The 16,698-nt window shown below is 61.5% G+C and carries 18 protein-coding genes; 5 read left to right on the top strand and 13 right to left on the bottom strand.

Going from position 1 to position 16,698, the window contains the following annotated elements; translation table 11 throughout:
- Positions 1 to 148: 148 nt before the first annotated feature.
- The 10 genes from pcaD to pcaR all read right to left on the bottom strand — a co-directional run bounded on the left by pcaD (position 149) and on the right by pcaR (position 10,412).
- Positions 149 to 940 carry a 3-oxoadipate enol-lactonase gene (gene pcaD / locus J1G35_RS07580; protein ID WP_223014326.1) on the bottom strand — a complete coding sequence of 264 codons (792 nt, stop codon included), beginning with the start codon at positions 938 to 940 and terminating at the stop codon, positions 149 to 151.
- 10 nt (positions 941 to 950) lie between these two features.
- Positions 951 to 2,315, bottom strand: a complete 1,365-nt coding sequence (locus J1G35_RS07575) for a 3-carboxy-cis,cis-muconate cycloisomerase (RefSeq protein ID WP_223014324.1) — start codon at positions 2,313 to 2,315, stop codon at positions 951 to 953.
- A 10-nt stretch (positions 2,316 to 2,325) separates the two neighbouring features.
- Complete coding sequence (locus J1G35_RS07570; RefSeq protein ID WP_053137043.1) at positions 2,326 to 3,621, bottom strand: MFS family transporter; 1,296 nt, start codon at positions 3,619 to 3,621, stop codon at positions 2,326 to 2,328.
- Between the two features lie 188 nt (positions 3,622 to 3,809).
- Positions 3,810 to 4,376: a protocatechuate 3,4-dioxygenase subunit alpha gene (pcaG, locus tag J1G35_RS07565; protein ID WP_223014321.1), complete on the bottom strand. Its 567-nt coding sequence runs from the start codon at positions 4,374 to 4,376 to the stop codon at positions 3,810 to 3,812.
- 1 nt (position 4,377) lies between these two features.
- Positions 4,378 to 5,082 carry a protocatechuate 3,4-dioxygenase subunit beta gene (gene pcaH, locus J1G35_RS07560; RefSeq protein ID WP_053137049.1) on the bottom strand — a complete coding sequence of 235 codons (705 nt, stop codon included), beginning with the start codon at positions 5,080 to 5,082 and terminating at the stop codon, positions 4,378 to 4,380.
- Between the two features lie 18 nt (positions 5,083 to 5,100).
- A complete protein-coding gene (pcaF, locus tag J1G35_RS07555) occupies positions 5,101 to 6,303 on the bottom strand; it encodes a 3-oxoadipyl-CoA thiolase (RefSeq protein ID WP_172681515.1) in 1,203 nt (400 codons plus the stop codon).
- Complete coding sequence (locus tag J1G35_RS07550; protein ID WP_172681513.1) at positions 6,300 to 7,082, bottom strand: CoA-transferase subunit beta; 783 nt, start codon at positions 7,080 to 7,082, stop codon at positions 6,300 to 6,302. The genes pcaF and J1G35_RS07550 overlap by 4 nt, the downstream gene beginning before the upstream one ends.
- Positions 7,079 to 7,936 (bottom strand): CoA transferase subunit A, encoded by an 858-nt coding sequence (locus J1G35_RS07545; RefSeq protein ID WP_053137059.1) that lies wholly within the window; start codon positions 7,934 to 7,936, stop codon positions 7,079 to 7,081. The genes J1G35_RS07550 and J1G35_RS07545 overlap by 4 nt, the downstream gene beginning before the upstream one ends.
- Before the next feature lie 147 nt (positions 7,937 to 8,083).
- Positions 8,084 to 9,424, bottom strand: a complete 1,341-nt coding sequence (locus J1G35_RS07540; protein ID WP_053137064.1) for an MFS transporter — start codon at positions 9,422 to 9,424, stop codon at positions 8,084 to 8,086.
- Between the two features lie 145 nt (positions 9,425 to 9,569).
- Positions 9,570 to 10,412, bottom strand: coding sequence for a pca regulon transcriptional regulator PcaR (pcaR, locus tag J1G35_RS07535; RefSeq protein ID WP_053137067.1), 843 nt, complete (start codon positions 10,410 to 10,412; stop codon positions 9,570 to 9,572).
- A gap of 561 nt (positions 10,413 to 10,973) precedes the next feature.
- Here pcaR and J1G35_RS07530 point away from each other — a divergent pair.
- Together J1G35_RS07530 and J1G35_RS07525 are read left to right on the top strand one after the other, a co-directional pair.
- Positions 10,974 to 11,174 carry a hypothetical protein gene (locus J1G35_RS07530; protein ID WP_003172389.1) on the top strand — a complete coding sequence of 67 codons (201 nt, stop codon included), beginning with the start codon at positions 10,974 to 10,976 and terminating at the stop codon, positions 11,172 to 11,174.
- A 312-nt stretch (positions 11,175 to 11,486) separates the two neighbouring features.
- Positions 11,487 to 12,962 (top strand): inorganic phosphate transporter, encoded by a 1,476-nt coding sequence (locus tag J1G35_RS07525; protein ID WP_053137070.1) that lies wholly within the window; start codon positions 11,487 to 11,489, stop codon positions 12,960 to 12,962.
- A gap of 150 nt (positions 12,963 to 13,112) precedes the next feature.
- Here J1G35_RS07525 and ccoM read toward each other — a convergent pair whose 3' ends face one another.
- Together ccoM and J1G35_RS07520 are read right to left on the bottom strand one after the other, a co-directional pair.
- The gene (ccoM, locus tag J1G35_RS31175) at positions 13,113 to 13,229 is read right to left on the bottom strand and encodes a cytochrome c oxidase subunit CcoM (protein WP_017530457.1); all 117 of its coding nucleotides are present in this window, start codon (positions 13,227 to 13,229) and stop codon (positions 13,113 to 13,115) included.
- 143 nt (positions 13,230 to 13,372) lie between these two features.
- Positions 13,373 to 13,663 (bottom strand): hypothetical protein, encoded by a 291-nt coding sequence (locus J1G35_RS07520; RefSeq protein WP_156338292.1) that lies wholly within the window; start codon positions 13,661 to 13,663, stop codon positions 13,373 to 13,375.
- A gap of 4 nt (positions 13,664 to 13,667) precedes the next feature.
- Here J1G35_RS07520 and J1G35_RS07515 point away from each other — a divergent pair, with 4 nt between their 5' ends.
- The 3 genes from J1G35_RS07515 to J1G35_RS07505 all read left to right on the top strand — a co-directional run bounded on the left by J1G35_RS07515 (position 13,668) and on the right by J1G35_RS07505 (position 16,279).
- The gene (locus J1G35_RS07515; RefSeq protein WP_223014320.1) at positions 13,668 to 14,540 is read left to right on the top strand and encodes a LysR substrate-binding domain-containing protein; all 873 of its coding nucleotides are present in this window, start codon (positions 13,668 to 13,670) and stop codon (positions 14,538 to 14,540) included.
- Positions 14,541 to 14,630: 90 nt separating this feature from the next.
- The gene (locus J1G35_RS07510) at positions 14,631 to 15,101 is read left to right on the top strand and encodes a RidA family protein (RefSeq protein ID WP_053137076.1); all 471 of its coding nucleotides are present in this window, start codon (positions 14,631 to 14,633) and stop codon (positions 15,099 to 15,101) included.
- Entirely contained in the window at positions 15,098 to 16,279 is a 1,182-nt protein-coding gene (locus tag J1G35_RS07505) for an aminotransferase class V-fold PLP-dependent enzyme (protein ID WP_223014318.1), read from the top strand. Before J1G35_RS07510 ends, J1G35_RS07505 begins: the two co-directional genes overlap by 4 nt.
- Here J1G35_RS07505 and J1G35_RS07500 read toward each other — a convergent pair.
- Positions 16,276 to 16,617 carry a hypothetical protein gene (locus tag J1G35_RS07500; RefSeq protein WP_027604414.1) on the bottom strand — a complete coding sequence of 114 codons (342 nt, stop codon included), beginning with the start codon at positions 16,615 to 16,617 and terminating at the stop codon, positions 16,276 to 16,278. The genes J1G35_RS07505 and J1G35_RS07500 overlap by 4 nt on opposite strands.
- Positions 16,618 to 16,698: the final 81 nt, after the last annotated feature.

Here is a 16,698-nt window from a genome sequence, read left to right as displayed (position 1 = left end):
GCGCGAAGCGGCCCCAAATCAGGCGCCACGGTCTGTCTGAAATAATTCGGCGTCCGTATTGGGGCTGCTTCGCAGCCCAACGCGGGGCAAGTCCGCTCGCCACAGGAAGCCCGCTTGCCATAACAAGCCAGTTGCCACAACAGCGGCCTCAGCGGGCCAGCAGAAATTTGATAACCCGGTCACTGAATGCGGCGCCCGCCTGTACGTTGGACAGGTGCGCGGCATAGAACTCGGCGTACTCGGCGCCCTGCACATGCTGCTGGATAAAGTGACTGCCGGCCGGTGGGGTGACAGCATCTTCAGTGCCGGCAATCACCAGGGTTGGCGCCTTGATCTTCGACACCTGCTGACGGAAATCCGCATCCCGCACGGCGGCGCAGTTGGCCGCGTAACCTGGGGGCGACGTCGCGGCAAGCATGTCGGTGATCTGCCTGGCCTGGTGCGGGTTGGCCGCCGCAAAGTCCGCGGTGAACCAACGCGCAATTGATGCATCGCGCAAGGCCACCATGGCGGCCGCGCCGTCGCGCAGGACCATCTCGATCCGTGGGTTCCAGATCTCCGGCGTGCCGATTTTGGCGGCGGTGTTGCACAGCACCAGACGGTGCAGGCGCTCAGCGGCGTTAATCCCCAGCCATTGGCCGATCAAACCGCCCATGGACAGTCCGCAGAAATGCGCGCGCTGGATATCCAGCGCATCCAGCAGTGCGATCACGTCGTGACCCAGTTGCTCGATGCTGTAGGGGCCCTCAGTCACCAGGGATTTGCCGTGGCCACGGGTGTCGAAACGCAACACCCGGAAATGCTCGATGAAGGCCGGAATCTGGATGTCCCACATATGCAGGTCGGTGCCCAATGAGTTGGACAGCACCAGCACCGGCGCATCCACGGGACCATCGAGTTGGTAATGCAGTTCGCCCTCGGCGAGTTGTACAAAAGCCACAGCGTTCTCCTTAGGCGGTCAATGCAAAGTGTTCGGTGACAGCGCGCGTGACCCAGGCGGGCGCCTGGCCCAGGTAGTGGGCCGGGTCGAGCAGGCGGTCCAACTCGGTGGCGGACAACTCGGCGGTGACCTGCGGTTCGTCCGCCAGCACAGCGCGCAAGTGGCGCCCTTCTGCAACGGCACGTTTGCAGGATTGTTCCAGCAAGTGATGCGCAGTTTCTCGGCCCAGGCGCTGGGCCAGCACGATGCTGACCGCCTCGGCCAGCACCAGCCCTTGGGTCAGGTCGAGGTTGTGCGCCATGCGCCCGGGGTCGACTTCCAACCCTTCGCTCACCAGCAGCGCGTGTTTCAAGGCGCCGGACACCAGGCGGCAAATCTCCGGCAAGGTTTCCCATTCGGCATGCCACAGGCCCAGGCTGCGTTCGTGTTCCTGGGGCATGGCGCTGAACATCGTCGCCACCAGGCCGGGCACGCGCGTGGCGGTACTGATCAGCACTGCGGCGCCCACCGGGTTGCGTTTGTGGGGCATGGTCGACGAACCGCCTTTGCCAGGCGCCGACGGCTCGAAGACTTCGGCCGCTTCGGTTTGCATCAGCAGGCTGATATCGCGGCCCAGTTTGCCGAGGCTGCCGGCGATCAGGCCCAGGACGGAGGCGAACTCCACCAGTCGATCGCGTTGGGTATGCCAGGGTTGTTCGGGCAAGGTCAGTTGCAATTCCGCCGCCAGCGCCTCAGCCACTGGCATGGCGTGTTCGCCGAGTGCCGCCAACGTCCCGGACGCGCCGCCGAATTGCAGTACCAGCAAACGCGGTTTCAGTTCTTGCAAGCGCTGGCGACTGCGCGTCACCGCGCCCAGCCAACCGGCAATCTTCATCCCCAGGGTGACCGGCGTCGCGTGCTGCAACCAGGTACGCCCGGCCAACGGTGTCGTCGCATAACGCTGGGCCTGGGCGGCCAACACGTCGCCCAGACGCGCCAGGTCTGTTTCGATCAACCCCAGCGCCCGCCGCACTTGCAGCACCAGTCCGGTGTCCATCACATCCTGGCTGGTCGCGCCCAAGTGCACATAGCGCTCGGCCCCGGCATCCTCACTGGCAATCAACTTGCCCAGCGCCTTCACCAGCGGAATCGCCGAATTCCCTGCCGTGGCAATCGCCACGCCGAGGGCATCGACGTCGTACAGCGACGCCAGGCACGCCTGGGCAATCGGCGCCACAGCCGCCTGTGGGATCAACCCGACCTGAGCCTCGGCACGGGCGAGTGCGGCTTCGAAATCGAGCATGCCCTGCAAGCGTCCCTGGTCGCAGAACACCTCGGCCATGCTGTCAGCAGTGAAGTAAGCGTCGAACAGTTGATTGCTCGTGCGCAGTGTCATAACTCATCCCTTACAAATCGTGATGCAGGTACGCCGCCTGTTTCGGCAGGCGCAAGCTGAACAGGAAGGCCACCGCCATCATCGCGGTGACGTACCAATAGAAGGTGTTTTCCATGCCGATGGATTTCAGGCTCAGCGCGACGACTTCCGCCGAACCACCAAACACCGCGTTGGCCACCGCATACGCCAGCCCCACGCCCAAAGCGCGCACCTGAGGCGGGAACATCTCCGCTTTGACCAGCCCGCTGATGGAGGTGTAGAAGCTGACAATCGCCAGGGCCAGGGTGATCAGTACAAACGCCAGGAACGGGCTGGTGACGGTTTTCAAGGTCAGCAGGATCGGCACGGTGAACAGGGTGCCAAGGCCTGCGAACCAGAGCATCGAATTACGTCGGCCGATCTTGTCCGCCAACATACCGAAGAGCGGCTGCATGCACATGTAGAGGAACAGTGCGCCGGTCATGATGTAGCTCGACGTCTTGGCGTGCATGCCCACGGTGTTCACCAGGTACTTTTGCATGTAAGTGGTGAAGGTGTAGAAAATCAGCGAGCCACCGGCGGTGTAGCCGAGCACCGTAACGAACGCTTTGCCGTGGTCGCGAAACAGCGCGACGATGCTGCCGGCGTCCTTGTCTTCACGTATTTCCTTGCTGGTGGTTTCCTTGAGGGTACGGCGCAGCAACAAGGAGATCACCGCCGCAATCGCACCGATCACGAACGGAATCCGCCAGCCCCAGGCGCGCAATTCTTCTTCGGTGAGCAGCTGTTGCAGGATCACCACCACCAGCACGGCCAACAGTTGGCCGCCGATCAGGGTGACGTATTGGAACGAGGCGAAAAACCCACGCTGGCCCTTGAGCGCGACTTCACTCATGTAGGTCGCGGTGGTGCCATATTCGCCGCCCACCGACAGGCCCTGGAACAGCCGCGCCACCAGCAGCAGGGCCGGGGCCCAGGCGCCGATGTCTTTGTAGGTGGGCAAAAAGGCGATGACCAGGGAGCCGGCGCACATCATCAGCACCGAGATCATCATCGAGTTCTTACGCCCGTGCTTATCGGCTACGCGGCCGAACAGCCAGCCACCGATGGGGCGCATCAGGAAGCCGGCGGCGAACACGCCAGCCGTGTTGAGCAGTTGGACCGTGGGGTCATCCGACGGGAAAAACGCCGGGGCGAAGTAAATGGCGCAGAAGGCATAGACGTAGAAGTCGAACCATTCGACCAGGTTGCCGGAGGAGGCACCGACAATCGCAAAGATCCGTTTGCTGCGCTCTTCTCCGGTGTAGTGACTGGTGGTTGTTGTCATGGTTTTTTCACTCAGTGGGAACGGTTATAGCCTAGACATACTTTGCAACAACCATGTTCCGCAAGCAGACTTTTGCGTAGGCAGTGCCTGAACCGGCCCCATCGGGGGCAAGCCCCCTCCCCCATTTTGACCGCGCCGCCTATCAAATGTGGGAGGGGGCTTGCCCCGATGGGGCCCTGACAAGCGACTCAATAATCGAAGAACACCGTCTCCTTATCTGTCCCCTGCAAAATCACATTCCACTGGTGCACCCCAGCCGCATCCGGCTTGGCAATCAAAGTGTCCCGCCGCTCGGCAGGCACACAGGCCAGCAGCGGGTCATCCCCATTCAACGCCTCGCCGTCAAAATAAATCCGCGTCAGCAGGTGCTTCACCAAGCCACGGGCAAACACCAAAACCACCAAATGCGGCGCCTGGGTCGTGCCTTGCAGGCCCGGCACGCTGCCCGGCTTGATCGTGGTAAAGCGGAAGCGCCCTTCGGCATCCACCGGCACCCGGCCGAAGCCTTCGAAGTTCGGGTCCAGCGCCTTGTCCTGCTCATCTTCAGGGTGGTCGTACTTGCCGGCGGCATTGGCCTGCCAGACTTCAAGCATGGCGTCGTTGACAACATCACCGTTGCCGTCCACCACTTGCCCGCTGATCGCCACGCGCTCACCGAGGGTGGCGGCGACGGTCAAATCTTCGCGGTTCAGCCAGGTCAGGCCGATGTGGTAGTACGGCCCGACGGTGTGGGACGTGGTCGCGTTAAGTGTCATCTCATTTCTCCATCGGCGTGGCGTCGCGGCCGCGCAGGACGATGTCCCAGCGGTAGCCGAGGGCATAGGAAGGAATGGTCTTTTCCAGGTCGAAACGTGCGATCAGGCGTTCCTTGGCGCTGGTATCCGGTACGCAGTTGTAGATCGGGTCGTATTCCAGCAGCGGGTCGCCGGGGAAATACATCTGCGTCACCAGGCGCGTCAGCACGCTCGGGCCGAACAACGAAAAGTGGATATGCGCCGGGCGCCACGCGTTGTGGTGGTTGCCCCACGGGTAGGCACCGGGCTTGATGGTCTGGAACTGGTACCAGCCATCGGCGTCGGTGACGGTGCGCCCGGTGCCGGTGAAGTTCGGGTCCAACGGCGCATCGTGCAGGTCGCGCTTGTGGTTGTAGCGACCGGCGGCGTTGGCCTGCCAGATCTCCACGAGGATGCCCGGCACCGGCAGGCCGTTTTCATCCAGCACGCGGCCGTGAATGATGATGCGCTCGCCTTGCGGCTCACCGTCGTGTTGTGCGGTGAGGTCATTATCCTTCTCGCTGACTCGCTCGGCGCCGATGGTCGGGCCGGTGATTTCCGACAAGGAATGGGGCAGGAACACCAGCGGCTTGGACGGCGAACGCAGGTTCGTCGACTGGTAGGCCGGGTGCAGGTAATCAGGTTGAGTACCCGCTTGCGGGCGCCGGTAACCGGGCTTGTCACTCATGGAGCAGTCCTCTTCTTATTAGATGCGTTCAATCGCCAGGGCCAGGCCTTGGCCGACGCCCACGCACATGGTCGCCAGGCCTTTACGGCCGCCGGTTTTTTCCAACTGATGCAGGGCTGTCAGTACCAGACGCGCACCGCTCATACCCAACGGGTGGCCGAGCGCGATGGCGCCGCCGTTCGGGTTCACTTGAGGTGCGTCGTCGGCGATGCCCAGTTCACGCAACACCGCCAGGCCTTGGCTGGCGAAGGCTTCGTTGAGTTCGATCACATCGAAGTCAGTCACGGCCAGGCCCAGGCGTTCCACCAGCTTGCGCACCGCCGGTACCGGGCCGATGCCCATCACCCGTGGCGCGACACCTGCGCTGGCCATGCCCAATACGCGGGCGCGGGCAGTCAGGCCGTGTTTTTTCACCGCTTCGGCAGACGCCAGGATCAGCGCGGCCGCGCCGTCATTCACACCTGAGGCATTGCCGGCGGTGACGGTTTTGTCCGGGCCGTTGACCGGCTTGAGTTTGGCCAGGGCTTCGAGGGTGGTGTCCCTGGGGTGCTCATCGTGCTCCACCACGGTTTCGCCTTTTTTATGGGCGACCCGTACCGGTACGATTTCTTCAGCGAAGAACCCCGCAGCCTGGGCGGCGGCGGTGCGTTGCTGGCTGCGCAGGGCAAAGGCGTCCTGGTCAGCGCGTGAAACCTGGTAGTCGTCGGCGACGTTATCGGCGGTCTGTGGCATGGCGTCCACGCCGTACTGGGCCTTCATCAACGGATTGATAAAACGCCAGCCGATGGTGGTGTCTTCCAGCTTCATGTTGCGCGAAAACGCCGCATCCGCCTTGCCCATCACGAACGGGGCACGAGACATCGACTCGACGCCACCGGCAATCGCCAGCTCCATTTCGCCGCTGGCGATAGCGCGAAAGGCGGTGCCGATCGCATCCATGCCCGAGGCGCACAGGCGGTTGAGGGTGACGCCAGGAATGCTTTCCGGCAGACCCGCCAGCAACAGCGCCATGCGGGCGACGTTGCGGTTGTCTTCACCGGCCTGGTTGGCGCAGCCGAGGAACACCTCGTCGACGGCACTCCAGTCCACCGACGGGTTGCGTTCGATCAGCGCCTTGATCGGCAAGGCCGCCAGGTCATCGGCGCGCACGGTGGACAGGCCACCGCCAAAGCGGCCGATGGGGGTGCGAATGGCATCGCAGATAAATACCTCGCGCATCAGGCTTCTCCCGGTGCTTGGCCGTGGGCGGCGGCCGTGCGTGCTTCGAGGTCACGCAGGGCGGTCAACTCGACCTCGGTCGGTTCGGCGGTGGTGCTGACCTGGTCGGCAAAGCGAATCGCCCAACCGGTGGCAGCCACGACTTGTTCGCGAGTCACGCCAGGGTGCAGGGCGGTGACCACGAATTCATGGGTGCCCTCTTCCGGCTCCATGATGCACAGGTCGGTAATAATTCCGACAGGACCGGCACCCGGCAGACCCAGGCGTTTGCGCGAATCGCCACCTTCGCCGTGGCCGACCGAGGTGATGAAGTCCAGTTTGTCGACAAACGAACGGGACGACTGCTTGAGGATGATCAGCACGCTTTTGGCCGAGCCGGCGATTTCCGGCGCGCCACCGGCACCGGGCAGGCGTACCTTGGGCTGGTGATAATCACCGACCACGGTGGTGTTGATGTTGCCGAAGCGGTCGACCTGGGCGGCGCCGAGGAAACCCACGTCGATACGCCCGCCCTGCAGCCAGTAGCGAAAGATCTCACCGGTCGGCACCACGGTGTCGGCGGTTTCCGCCAGCTCGCCATCACCAATCGACAGCGGCAATACGTTGGGCTTGGCGCCAATCGGGCCGGACTCGTAGATCAACACCACATCCGGCGACGAAGTCAGACGCGCCAGGTTGGCGGCCTTGGACGGCAGGCCGATGCCCACAAAGCAGACGGAGCCGTTCTTGAGGCGGCGCGCAGCGGCGACGGTCATCATTTCATTGGTCGAGTAAGCCATCACTTGGCCTCCTGCTGTGTGGTCAGCTTGGCCTGGAATTCACTGAAATCGGCAGTGCCGTGGATGTATTCGTTGATCCAGGCGGTAAACGTCTCACGGTCGCGGGCGATTGGGTCCCACGCTTGGTAGAAGCGGTTATCGCGCTCGTTGTAGCCGTGGGCGTAGGACGGATGCGCACCACCGGGTACATGGCACACCGCAGTCAGGGCCCAGGTCGGCAACACGCAGCTGTTCATCGGCGCGTTGAGGTCATCGACGATTTCTTCCACGGTGACGATGCAGCGCTTGGCCGCCAGGGCCGCTTCCTTCTGCACGCCAAGGATGCCCCAGAGCAGCACGTTGCCCTTGCGATCAGCCTTTTGCGCGTGGATCACGGTGATGTCCGGACGCACCGACGGCACCGCTGCCAGCACTTCACCGGTGAACGGGCACGTGACGGTCTTGATCAGTGGGTTGACCTTGGGCAAGTCAGAACCGGCGTAGGCGCGCAGCACCGCGAAGGGCAGGCCCGATGCACCGGCGACGTAGGCATTGGCCAGGTCGGCGTGGCTGTGTTCTTCAATTTCCAGCGGTTGCGGCCATTGCTTCTCGACCGCGTCACGCAGGCGATGCAGGGAGCCTACGCCCGGGTTGCCGCCCCAGGAGAAAATCAGCTTGCGGGCACACCCTGCACCGATCAACTGGTCGTAGATCAGGTCAGGCGTCATACGCACCAGCGTCAGGTCTTTCTTGCCCTGACGAATGATTTCATGACCTGCGGCCGTAGGGATCAAGTGGGTAAAGCCTTCGAGGGCGACGGTATCGCCGTCGTTCACGAAGCGCTTGACCGCATCACGCAGGGTGAGAATTTCAGCCATGGGGTTGAGCTCCCGGTGTGGATCGAAAAAGGCGCAGAGGCGGCGCCGAAGTGCTTGAAGATTAAGCCGGGGAAATGGGCCAAACAATCCGATAATCGACTCAGTGTTCGATTATCGAACTAATTGTTGGCAGGCTATCGATTGATCTCAGGTGGCATCCGCATGGCTGACCATGCCCTTGATGACAACGGCAGCCGTGGCCAGAGCGGCCGGTATCACCAAGGCCGTAAGCACCTGCTCGAAGTTCCAGCCCAGGCCCAGCAAGGTGGCACCCATCCACGCGCCGAGGATCGCCCCGAAGCGACCGATACCGAGCATCCATGACACGCCAGTGGCGCGGCCCTGGGTCGGGTAGAAACGTGCGGCCAGCGATGGCATCGCCGATTGCGCACCGTTGACGCACATCCCGGCGACCAGCACCAAGGTGGCCAATAGGGTGATATTGCCCAGGCTCTGCCCCACCGCGTAGGCAAACACCCCGGCCAGTAGGTAGAAGGTGCCGATGACCTTGTGGGGATTGAACCGGTCCATCGCCCATCCCACGCCGACGGCGCTCAATACGCCACCAAACTGGAACAACGCGCCGATGAAGGCGGCCTGCTCCATGCTGGCACCGCTGTCACGCATCAGGGTCGGCAGCCAACTGGTCAGCAAGTACACGATCACCAGGCCCATGAAGTACGTCAGCCACAGCAGCAAGGTGCCGGCGCTGTAGGTGCCCGAGAAAATCACCGCGAACACGTTGCGCGCCTTGACGGTTTTTTGTTCGGGCACGCTGAAGGCAGTGGCCTGGGCAACAATAGTGGGCTGTATGGGCGACAGGGTTTTGCGCACCTTGTCGGTGCCGCGGTTGCGCACCACCAGATAACGCGCCGACTCCGGCAGCCACACCAGCAGTACCACTGCGAGGATCAATGGCAGGATGCCGCCGATCAACAGCAGGCTATGCCAGCCGAACGCCGGGATCAGCTTGGCCGAGATAAACCCGCCACCGGCCATGCCCAGGTTGAAACCACAGAACATGCTGGTCACCAGCAGCGATTTGTGACGCTCGGGGGTGTATTCAGAGAGCAAGGTCGTGGCGTTCGGCATGCCGGCGCCCAGGCCCAGGCCGGTGAGGAAGCGCAGCACCAACAATTGGTCGACATTGCTGCTGTAGGCCGAGGCCAGGCTGAAAGCACCAAACACCAGCACCGCGCCGACCAGTACCACCTTGCGCCCGAAACGGTCAGCCAGCGGCCCGGAACCCAGGGCGCCGAACACCATGCCGATCAACGCAGCGCTCATCACCGGACCAAGGCTGGCGCGGTCGATACCCCAATCCTGGGACAGCGCAGGCGCGATAAAGCCCATGGCGGCGGTGTCGAGGCCATCGAGGAAGACGATGAGGAAACACAGGATCACCACGCGCCACTGATAACGGGACAGTGGCTGGGTGTTGATGAAGGACTGGACGTCCAGGGTCGTGCCGACAGAAGGTTGATTCATTATTCTTATTCCACACCGATGGCGGGCCAACGGCCTGTGGCCGTCATTATTATTGGCGCGCCCTCAAGAGCGCTGCCGCACAGTAATAAGCCGGGGGAAACATCGTCAATTCATCAAGCGGGGATCTGTGCGGTCACCGAACACCTTAGGCAAACAGCTGCGCACTCAACTCACGGCTGGCACTGAGCATGCTCGGCAGGAAACGCTGCTCCAGCTCGCTGCGGCTGACCCGTCCAGCGTGGGTGCTGACGTTGATCGCCGCCAGCACCTGGCCGGACGCGTCATACACCGGCACGGCGATGGCGCGCAGACCCTGCTCCAGCTCCTGGTCAACGATGCACCAGCCCTGCTGCCTGACTTGCTGCAGGCATTCGAACAAGGCTTCAGGGGTGGTGAGGGTGCGGCTGGTCTTGGTTTGCAGGTCGGCGTGGTCGAGGTAGTCCTGCAGCGAGGCATCGTCCAGTGCAGCGAGCAGGATGCGGCCCATGGAGGTGCAATACGCCGGCAAGCGCCCGCCTACCGACAGGTCCACCGAAATCAGGCGCTGGGTGGTGGCCGAACGGGCAATGTAGAGGATGTCATCGCCTTCAAGGGTGGCCATGTTGCAGGCTTCGTGGAGTTGCTCGCTCATGCGGTCCAGGTAAGGCTGGGCCGAGACCGCCAATGGCGTGGAGGACAGGTAGGCATGGCCGAGGGTCAGGACCTTGGGCAGCAATGAATAGGTGCGCCCATCGGTGGTGGCGTAGCCGAGTTTGATCAGGGTATGCAGGCAGCGGCGTACGGCGGCGCGGGGGATCTCGGTGCGGTGGCTGATCTGGGCGATGGTGAGGTGGCGCTTGCGTTCCTGGAACGCCTGCACCACGGCCAGGCCGCGGGCCAGGGAGGTCATGAAGTCGGGGTCACCGGTAAACGCCTGGATACGCTTGGCCGGCGAGGCAACGATCGGAGGCGCCACTGACGCGAAAGAGTTGCGCAATTGATCGTTCATGCCAGGTTCCTTTCTTTTATTGTCAACCACTGGGAATGGGGTTGCTATTACAAGCCGCGCCGGCCGTGATGCACAAGGCAGGCCCGGCAACATCGGGCGATTATCGGACAATCATGCGATTATCGCAATTTGCTGCCGCCCCCGAGTGCCGTTCTCACAATCACCTGGCCCGTCAATGTTAAGGCGCTCATTTAATAGCGCGATCCCTTGTTGAATTGATGACGCCAATATTTCAGCAAATACCGACGCATCCGCGTAACAAAACACTCACACAAAGTTGACGCTTTTTAACTTTATGCCGATAGTGTTATTCAAATGCGCCGCTATAATGCACCCTGTGCGGAGGTCAGCCCGGTTTAGTTATCGGGAGCAGAGCTCGCCAGGCCATGCACAGGCCGTGCATGGACGGTCGCAACTACCTGCCTGGAATGACTGCCACAACAGTGGTCTCTCGTTTTATTTCAAACTTGAACATTTCATGGGTTCACTTGAAATAACCTGAGGGCGGCATTCAGGCACAACACTGCAACGTACTTACACTCAACTCAATTAGGTAACAATGTGACGAAAGATGAACTGCGCGCGGAACTTGAGCGCCAGGAGCAACGTTACAAGGACGTTTACGGCGGGGAAGTCACCACCTACGCCGCCCAGCCTGAACCTGAACGCAAACCATGGCGCAAGCGAGCCAGCCTGCTCGACCAGGCATTTGCCCAGGAAATCCAAAAGATTGAACAGGAACTCAAAGCCGAAGAGCCATAAGCGCTTCGGGTTGAGCCCAGGGCCTTGCCTGGAATGCTGTCACTTAGCCAGCCTCCAGCGGCCCTGCATCCCACCATCGCCTGTAAAATTTCATACAAATGTTTCAGGCATGACGATGTGGTGACAAAACCCTGTCTTTTTGGCCCTGTACTTTATAAATCAAAGACTTGCCAAAGCCCCGAAAACCCTGGGATCGCTCGCTTTCGCCCAGGGAGACTCAATGAAGATTGTTACCGATGAGCAGCTAGTGCATCGATTACCGAGGTTTTCTGGCATAATCGCGCCCCCTTACGACCGGGTCAGAAAACCTTCATGATCGATTTATTCAGCGGACTGGATGCTTGGGTTCTAGTGAGCCTATTGCTCGCCCTGGCCTTTGTCCTCGCCTTCGAGTTCATCAATGGCTTTCATGACACCGCTAACGCGGTGGCCACAGTCATCTATACCAAAGCCATGCCGCCGCATCTGGCCGTGTTCTTCTCCGGGGTGTTCAACTTCCTCGGCGTGCTGCTCGGCGGTGTCGGTGTCGCCTACGCCATCGTGCACTTACTGCCGGTGGAGTTGCTGATCAATGTGAACACCGGTCATGGTTTGGCCATGGTCTTCTCGTTGTTAGCTGCGGCGATCACCTGGAACCTGGGCACCTGGTACTTCGGTATCCCCGCCTCCAGCTCCCACACGCTGATCGGTTCGATCCTCGGTGTCGGCCTGGCCAATGCCCTGATCAACGACATCCCCTTGGCTGACGGTGTGAACTGGCAGAAGGCCGTCGATATCGGTGCCTCCCTGGTGTTCTCGCCAATGGCCGGTTTCCTGGTCGCAGCCCTGGTGCTGCTCGGCCTGAAATGGTGGCGTCCGCTGTCAAAGATGCACAAGACCCCGGACCAGCGCCGCAAGCTCGATGACAAGAAGCACCCGCCGTTCTGGAACCGCCTGGTCCTGGTGATTTCCGCCATGGCCGTGAGTTTCGTGCACGGTTCCAACGATGGTCAGAAAGGTATCGGCCTGATCATGCTGGTGCTGATCGGTATCGTGCCCGCGCAGTTCGTACTCGACCTGGGCAGCACCACCTACCAGATCGAGCGCACCCGCGACGCTACCGTGCATTTGAGCCAGTTCTACGAGCGTAACAACGCCACGCTCGGCGAATTCCTGGCACTGGGCAAAAGCGTGAAAGACGATCTGCCAGGCAAGTTCCAGTGCAACCCGCAGCAGACCGAGCCCACCATCAATGCGCTCGTCAGCACCTTGAAAGGTGTCTCCGACTACCACTCCCTGAACGCCGATCAACGTATCGAAGTTCGCCGCTACCTGCTCTGCCTGGACGACACCGCAAAGAAAGTCGGCAAGCTGCCAGGCCTTGATGCGCGTGAGAAGTCTGACCTCGACAAGCTGCGCAAAGACCTGACCGCCACCACCGAGTACGCACCGTTCTGGGTGATCCTCGCAGTCGCACTGGCCCTGGGCCTGGGCACCATGGTGGGTTGGAAGCGTGTGGTACTGACTATCGGTGAGAAGATCGGCAAGCAAGGCATGACCTATGCCCAGGGCATGTCGGCACAGATCACCACCGCCACCATGATTGGCTTCGCCAATATCTTCGCCCTGCCGGTCTCCACCACCCACGTACTGTCTTCCGGCGTGGCGGGTACCATGGTCGCCAACAAAAGCGGCCTGCAAGGCGGCACGGTCAAGACCATCCTGATGGCTTGGGTGTTGACGCTGCCTGCGACCGTGGGCCTGTCGGCCGGCTTGTTCTGGCTGGCCTCCAAGGCACTGGGCAGTTGATAGCCAGGCGCTGAAAAAAAGGTGTGGCCTCTGTGAGGACCGCACCTTTTTTATGCATCAGAATTAACCGACATCATTAAATACCAGGCAAAAAAAAAGGCGACCGAAGTCGCCCAAAATGCCTTGCGTGCTCATGTAACCCGGAAAGACCTAAGGTTTTTTACGCTTGTTCGCGTCTTTCCAGATAAAAAATCCAAACCCTACAAAAAACAGCACCATGAGGCTTACAGTCAGCACTCCGGCGAATACCACATTATCGATAAACATGACCGGCCTCCTGCACTTGCCTTGTTGCGATAGGGCTAAGTTAATGGAGAAGGCGGATTGAAAAATTGACGGGGATCAATGTCGCCCGCAACGGGGCGTAAAGAAGGGGAATAACTGACCTGCATCAATAGATGCAGGTCGTTTTAACGCTTTTTGGGTTTGTTCTTTGATTTTTTCTTGGCTTTGCCTAAAGGCATCGCCTGTTCAAACGCCTGGCGCACTTCATTCAGGCGCTTGTCATTAAGGTCATGCACCCGCTTGGCGCGTTCGGCATTCAGGTCGATCAGCTTGTCGTCATCACTCATGGCTTGGCTTACGTCGTGGCGAGTAGGGTTCAATAATGCGGGCTCCTGCGCCCGACGGCAAATCAACCCGCGACAAAAGGCAGGCCGTCGCCCAAAATCGGCACTTTCCAACCACTCCAGGACGCGCATTCAGGTGGCACTGCATAAGGATCTTCCGCCGTTGCTGGCCCTGCGCGCCTTTGAAGCCGTGGCCCGGCACTTGAGCTTTATCAAGGCTGCGCAGGAATTGTCGGTGACCCAGAGCGCCCTGAGCCATCAGGTGCAGAAGCTCGAACAGCATCTGGGTAAACCGCTGTTTATCCGACGCACCCGCGCGATCGATCTGACCGCAGACGGCCAGCAGTACTACGATGAAATCCGCCCCGCCCTTGACGCCATTGCCGTCGCGACCCGCGCCCAACGGGGAGCGCCCAGCGCCACGGTGTTACGTGTCGGCCTGCTGGCGTCGTTCGCCACCTTGTGGTTGGCGCCGCGACTGGCGGGTTTTCTCAATCGCTATCCGCATATCCAGGTGGAATTGCTGCCGGCGATTCAACTGGCAAACGTCGCAGGTGCCGAAGTCGACCTGGCCATTCGCTACGGCAAAGGCGACTGGCCCGACGTGCAGGCCACGCGACTGATGCCGGAGGTGATCTCTCCGGTGTGCAGCCCGGCATTCAAGGACAGCCAACTGCACAACGGTGCACTGTTGATGGCGACTTCGCACCGGCCCTTTGAATGGACGGATTGGTCGCAGCATTATCAAGTCGACCTCAAGCACCACCCTCGCGTCATGCTCCACGACTACAACATCGTGGTCGAAGCCGCTGTGGCCGGCCAGGGCATTGCCATGGGCCGTCACCGCCTGATCCAACGCCGGCTCAATGACGGCAGCCTGGTGGAAGCCTTCGATTGGCCGCCTTATCACAGCGAAATAGGCTACTGGTTGATTGCGCCGCAAGGCCCTGCCAGCGACGCCGCACGGTGTTTCAGCGAGTGGTTGAAGGACATCTGCAACGACACGTGAGTTATTTCGATACGTCGGATGAGATCTATCCGTTTGCCGGAAATCCCCCCGCCTCACATGCTGAAACCTCCTGACCCGAGAGGATTCATCATGAGCGACTCCCTGCGCCACCGCGTGCAAGCCCTTGGCCTGACGCTGCCGCCTCCCAGCCAGCCGATTGCCAACTACATCAACCATGTGGTCAGCCAGAACCAGCTGTTTATCTCCGGGCAAATCCCCCTGATAGACGGCAAGCCCGCCTATGTCGGCCGCCTCGGCGAATCCCTCAGCGAGGAAGACGGTGTCCAGGCCGCGGAACTGGCCGCACTGGGCTTGCTCGCACAATTGAGCGATGCCCTGGGTGATGACCTGTCGCGCCTGGTGCGCATCCTGCGCCTGGGGGTGTTTATCGCCAGCAGCGGCGAGTTCCAGCGCCAGGGCGCGGTGGCCAATGGGGCGTCCAACCTGCTGGTGAATGCCCTCGGCGAAAAAGGCCGGCATGTGCGCACGGCAGTGGGCGTTTCAAGTCTGCCGGCCGGCGTGGCGGTGGAGGTTGACGCGATCTTCGAGTTGCAGCCGTGAGCCCGCTGCAAGTGCAACATCTGCGCGAGGGCACTCCCGGCTGCCAATCGGGCATCGTGCACTTCAACTCTGCCGGTGCCTCCTTGCCGAGCCAGGCGACCCTTGACGCCATCATCGACCAACTACAACGCGAAGCCCGCGACGGCCCGATGGAAGCCGGCGAGCATGGCGCGTTGCTGGTAGAAAAAGCCCGCCGCGCGGCCGCGCAGTTGCTCAATGCGCCCACCCCGTCGATTGCCTTTGCCAGCAGCGGCTCGACCGCCTGGAGCATGGCGTTCCAGGCCCTGGGCTCTTGGCAGCCGGGCGAGCGCATTCTGGTAGGGCGCCACGAATGGGGCGGCAATCTGGCAAGCATGGCGTTGGCGGTGCAGGCCGGCGCACGGGTGGAAGTCATCCCGTGCGATGCCAGCGGCGCGGTCTGCCCCGTGGCGCTGGAAGCCATGATCGACGCAAACGTAAAGCTGATCGACCTCACCTGGCTTCCTGCCAACGGCGGCCTGATCAACCCCGCCCAGGCCATCGGCGAAGTGGCCAGGCGTCACGGGATCGCCTACTTTATCGACGCTGGCCAAGCAGTCGGCCAGGTACCGGTGGATGTGCAGGCGTTGCAGTGCGATGTACTCAAATCGGCCGGTCGCAAGCATCTGCGCGGGCCGCGAGGGACGGCGCTGCTGTATGTGCGGCCGGAATTCCTCCAGCACCTGAACCCCGCCCAACGCGACGTGTTTTCCGCCCCGTGGAGCGCCGACGGTTTCGACCTGCGCAACGACGCCCGGCGCTTTGAAACCAGTGAGGCGTCCTTTGCCCTGTTGGCGGGCCTGGGCAATGCGCTGCAGGAGATGAATCAGTTGGGGATCGAGCGTGTGTGGGAAAGGGTCACGCAAACCAGCAGGCGAATCCGCGAAGCATTGCGTGGGATTCCCGGCGTGTCGCTGCATGACCTGGGCACGCTTCAATCAGGCTTGATCGCCTTCAACCTCGCCGGCTGGGACGCCTTCGAACTTAAACGGTGCCTGGGATTGAAGCGGATCAATATCGGCGCCAACGGTGTGGGCTACACCCCACTGGATATGCAGGCCCGTGGCCTGACCAGTATTGCGCGGATCTCCGTCAGCCCCTTCAACAACGAGCGCGACATCGAGTTGCTGATCGCGGCCCTGGAGGAACTGCGCGGTTAAACCTCGACGTCCACCCACAAACCCTGGCGCGGCGCGTCTTCGATCAGCGGCACAACCGGTACGGTGTTGTCGGCATTGAGCAGGTCGCCGGGGATCGCCAAGTGTTGATCGGGGTCCTCATCGGCTTCGCGCCGGCGTTTCTGTTGTTCCTGCTGACGGCGTTGTTCCTCGCGCAGCAATAAGGTCGACTGCTCGGCATCGCCTTTTTTCAGGTCGATGGTGCTTTCGTTGGAGCCCGCTTGCACAGGTACCACGGGCGGTATATCCGGCTTCTGACGTACCGGATCGAGTTGTGACGTAACCGGCACAACGCTGACGGGCAGCATGGGTGGCAGCATAGTGATTATTCTCCTGATCAACAGGCTTTCGGCGGGTTGCAGGGCGACTTGAGCGCAGGCTCGCCAACCTGTGACCCAGTC

It is taken from the genome of Pseudomonas sp. SH10-3B (assembly GCF_019891415.1).
Lineage (GTDB): Bacteria > Pseudomonadota > Gammaproteobacteria > Pseudomonadales > Pseudomonadaceae > Aquipseudomonas.
Note: the sequence above shows the minus strand (reverse complement) of the source record. Positions and strands in the feature narration are given on the sequence as shown.

Excerpts from the sequence above, each read along its gene's own strand:
- pcaR (WP_053137067.1), bottom strand. The coding sequence starts at position 10,412 with ATGAACGATCAATTGCGCAACTCTTTCGCGTCAGTGGCGCCTCCGATC.
- pcaG (WP_223014321.1), bottom strand. The coding sequence starts at position 4,376 with ATGACACTTAACGCGACCACGTCCCACACCGTCGGGCCGTACTACCAC.
- J1G35_RS07500 (WP_027604414.1), bottom strand. The coding sequence starts at position 16,617 with ATGCTGCCACCCATGCTGCCCGTCAGCGTTGTGCCGGTTACGTCACAA.
- J1G35_RS07575 (WP_223014324.1), bottom strand. The coding sequence starts at position 2,315 with ATGACACTGCGCACGAGCAATCAACTGTTCGACGCTTACTTCACTGCT.
- J1G35_RS07570 (WP_053137043.1), bottom strand. The coding sequence starts at position 3,621 with ATGACAACAACCACCAGTCACTACACCGGAGAAGAGCGCAGCAAACGG.
- J1G35_RS07525 (WP_053137070.1), top strand. The coding sequence starts at position 11,487 with ATGATCGATTTATTCAGCGGACTGGATGCTTGGGTTCTAGTGAGCCTA.
- ccoM (WP_017530457.1), bottom strand. The coding sequence starts at position 13,229 with ATGTTTATCGATAATGTGGTATTCGCCGGAGTGCTGACTGTAAGCCTC.
- J1G35_RS07510 (WP_053137076.1), top strand. The coding sequence starts at position 14,631 with ATGAGCGACTCCCTGCGCCACCGCGTGCAAGCCCTTGGCCTGACGCTG.
- J1G35_RS07545 (WP_053137059.1), bottom strand. The coding sequence starts at position 7,936 with ATGGCTGAAATTCTCACCCTGCGTGATGCGGTCAAGCGCTTCGTGAAC.
- J1G35_RS07540 (WP_053137064.1), bottom strand. The coding sequence starts at position 9,424 with ATGAATCAACCTTCTGTCGGCACGACCCTGGACGTCCAGTCCTTCATC.
- J1G35_RS07520 (WP_156338292.1), bottom strand. The coding sequence starts at position 13,663 with ATGCGCGTCCTGGAGTGGTTGGAAAGTGCCGATTTTGGGCGACGGCCT.
- pcaH (WP_053137049.1), bottom strand. The coding sequence starts at position 5,082 with ATGAGTGACAAGCCCGGTTACCGGCGCCCGCAAGCGGGTACTCAACCT.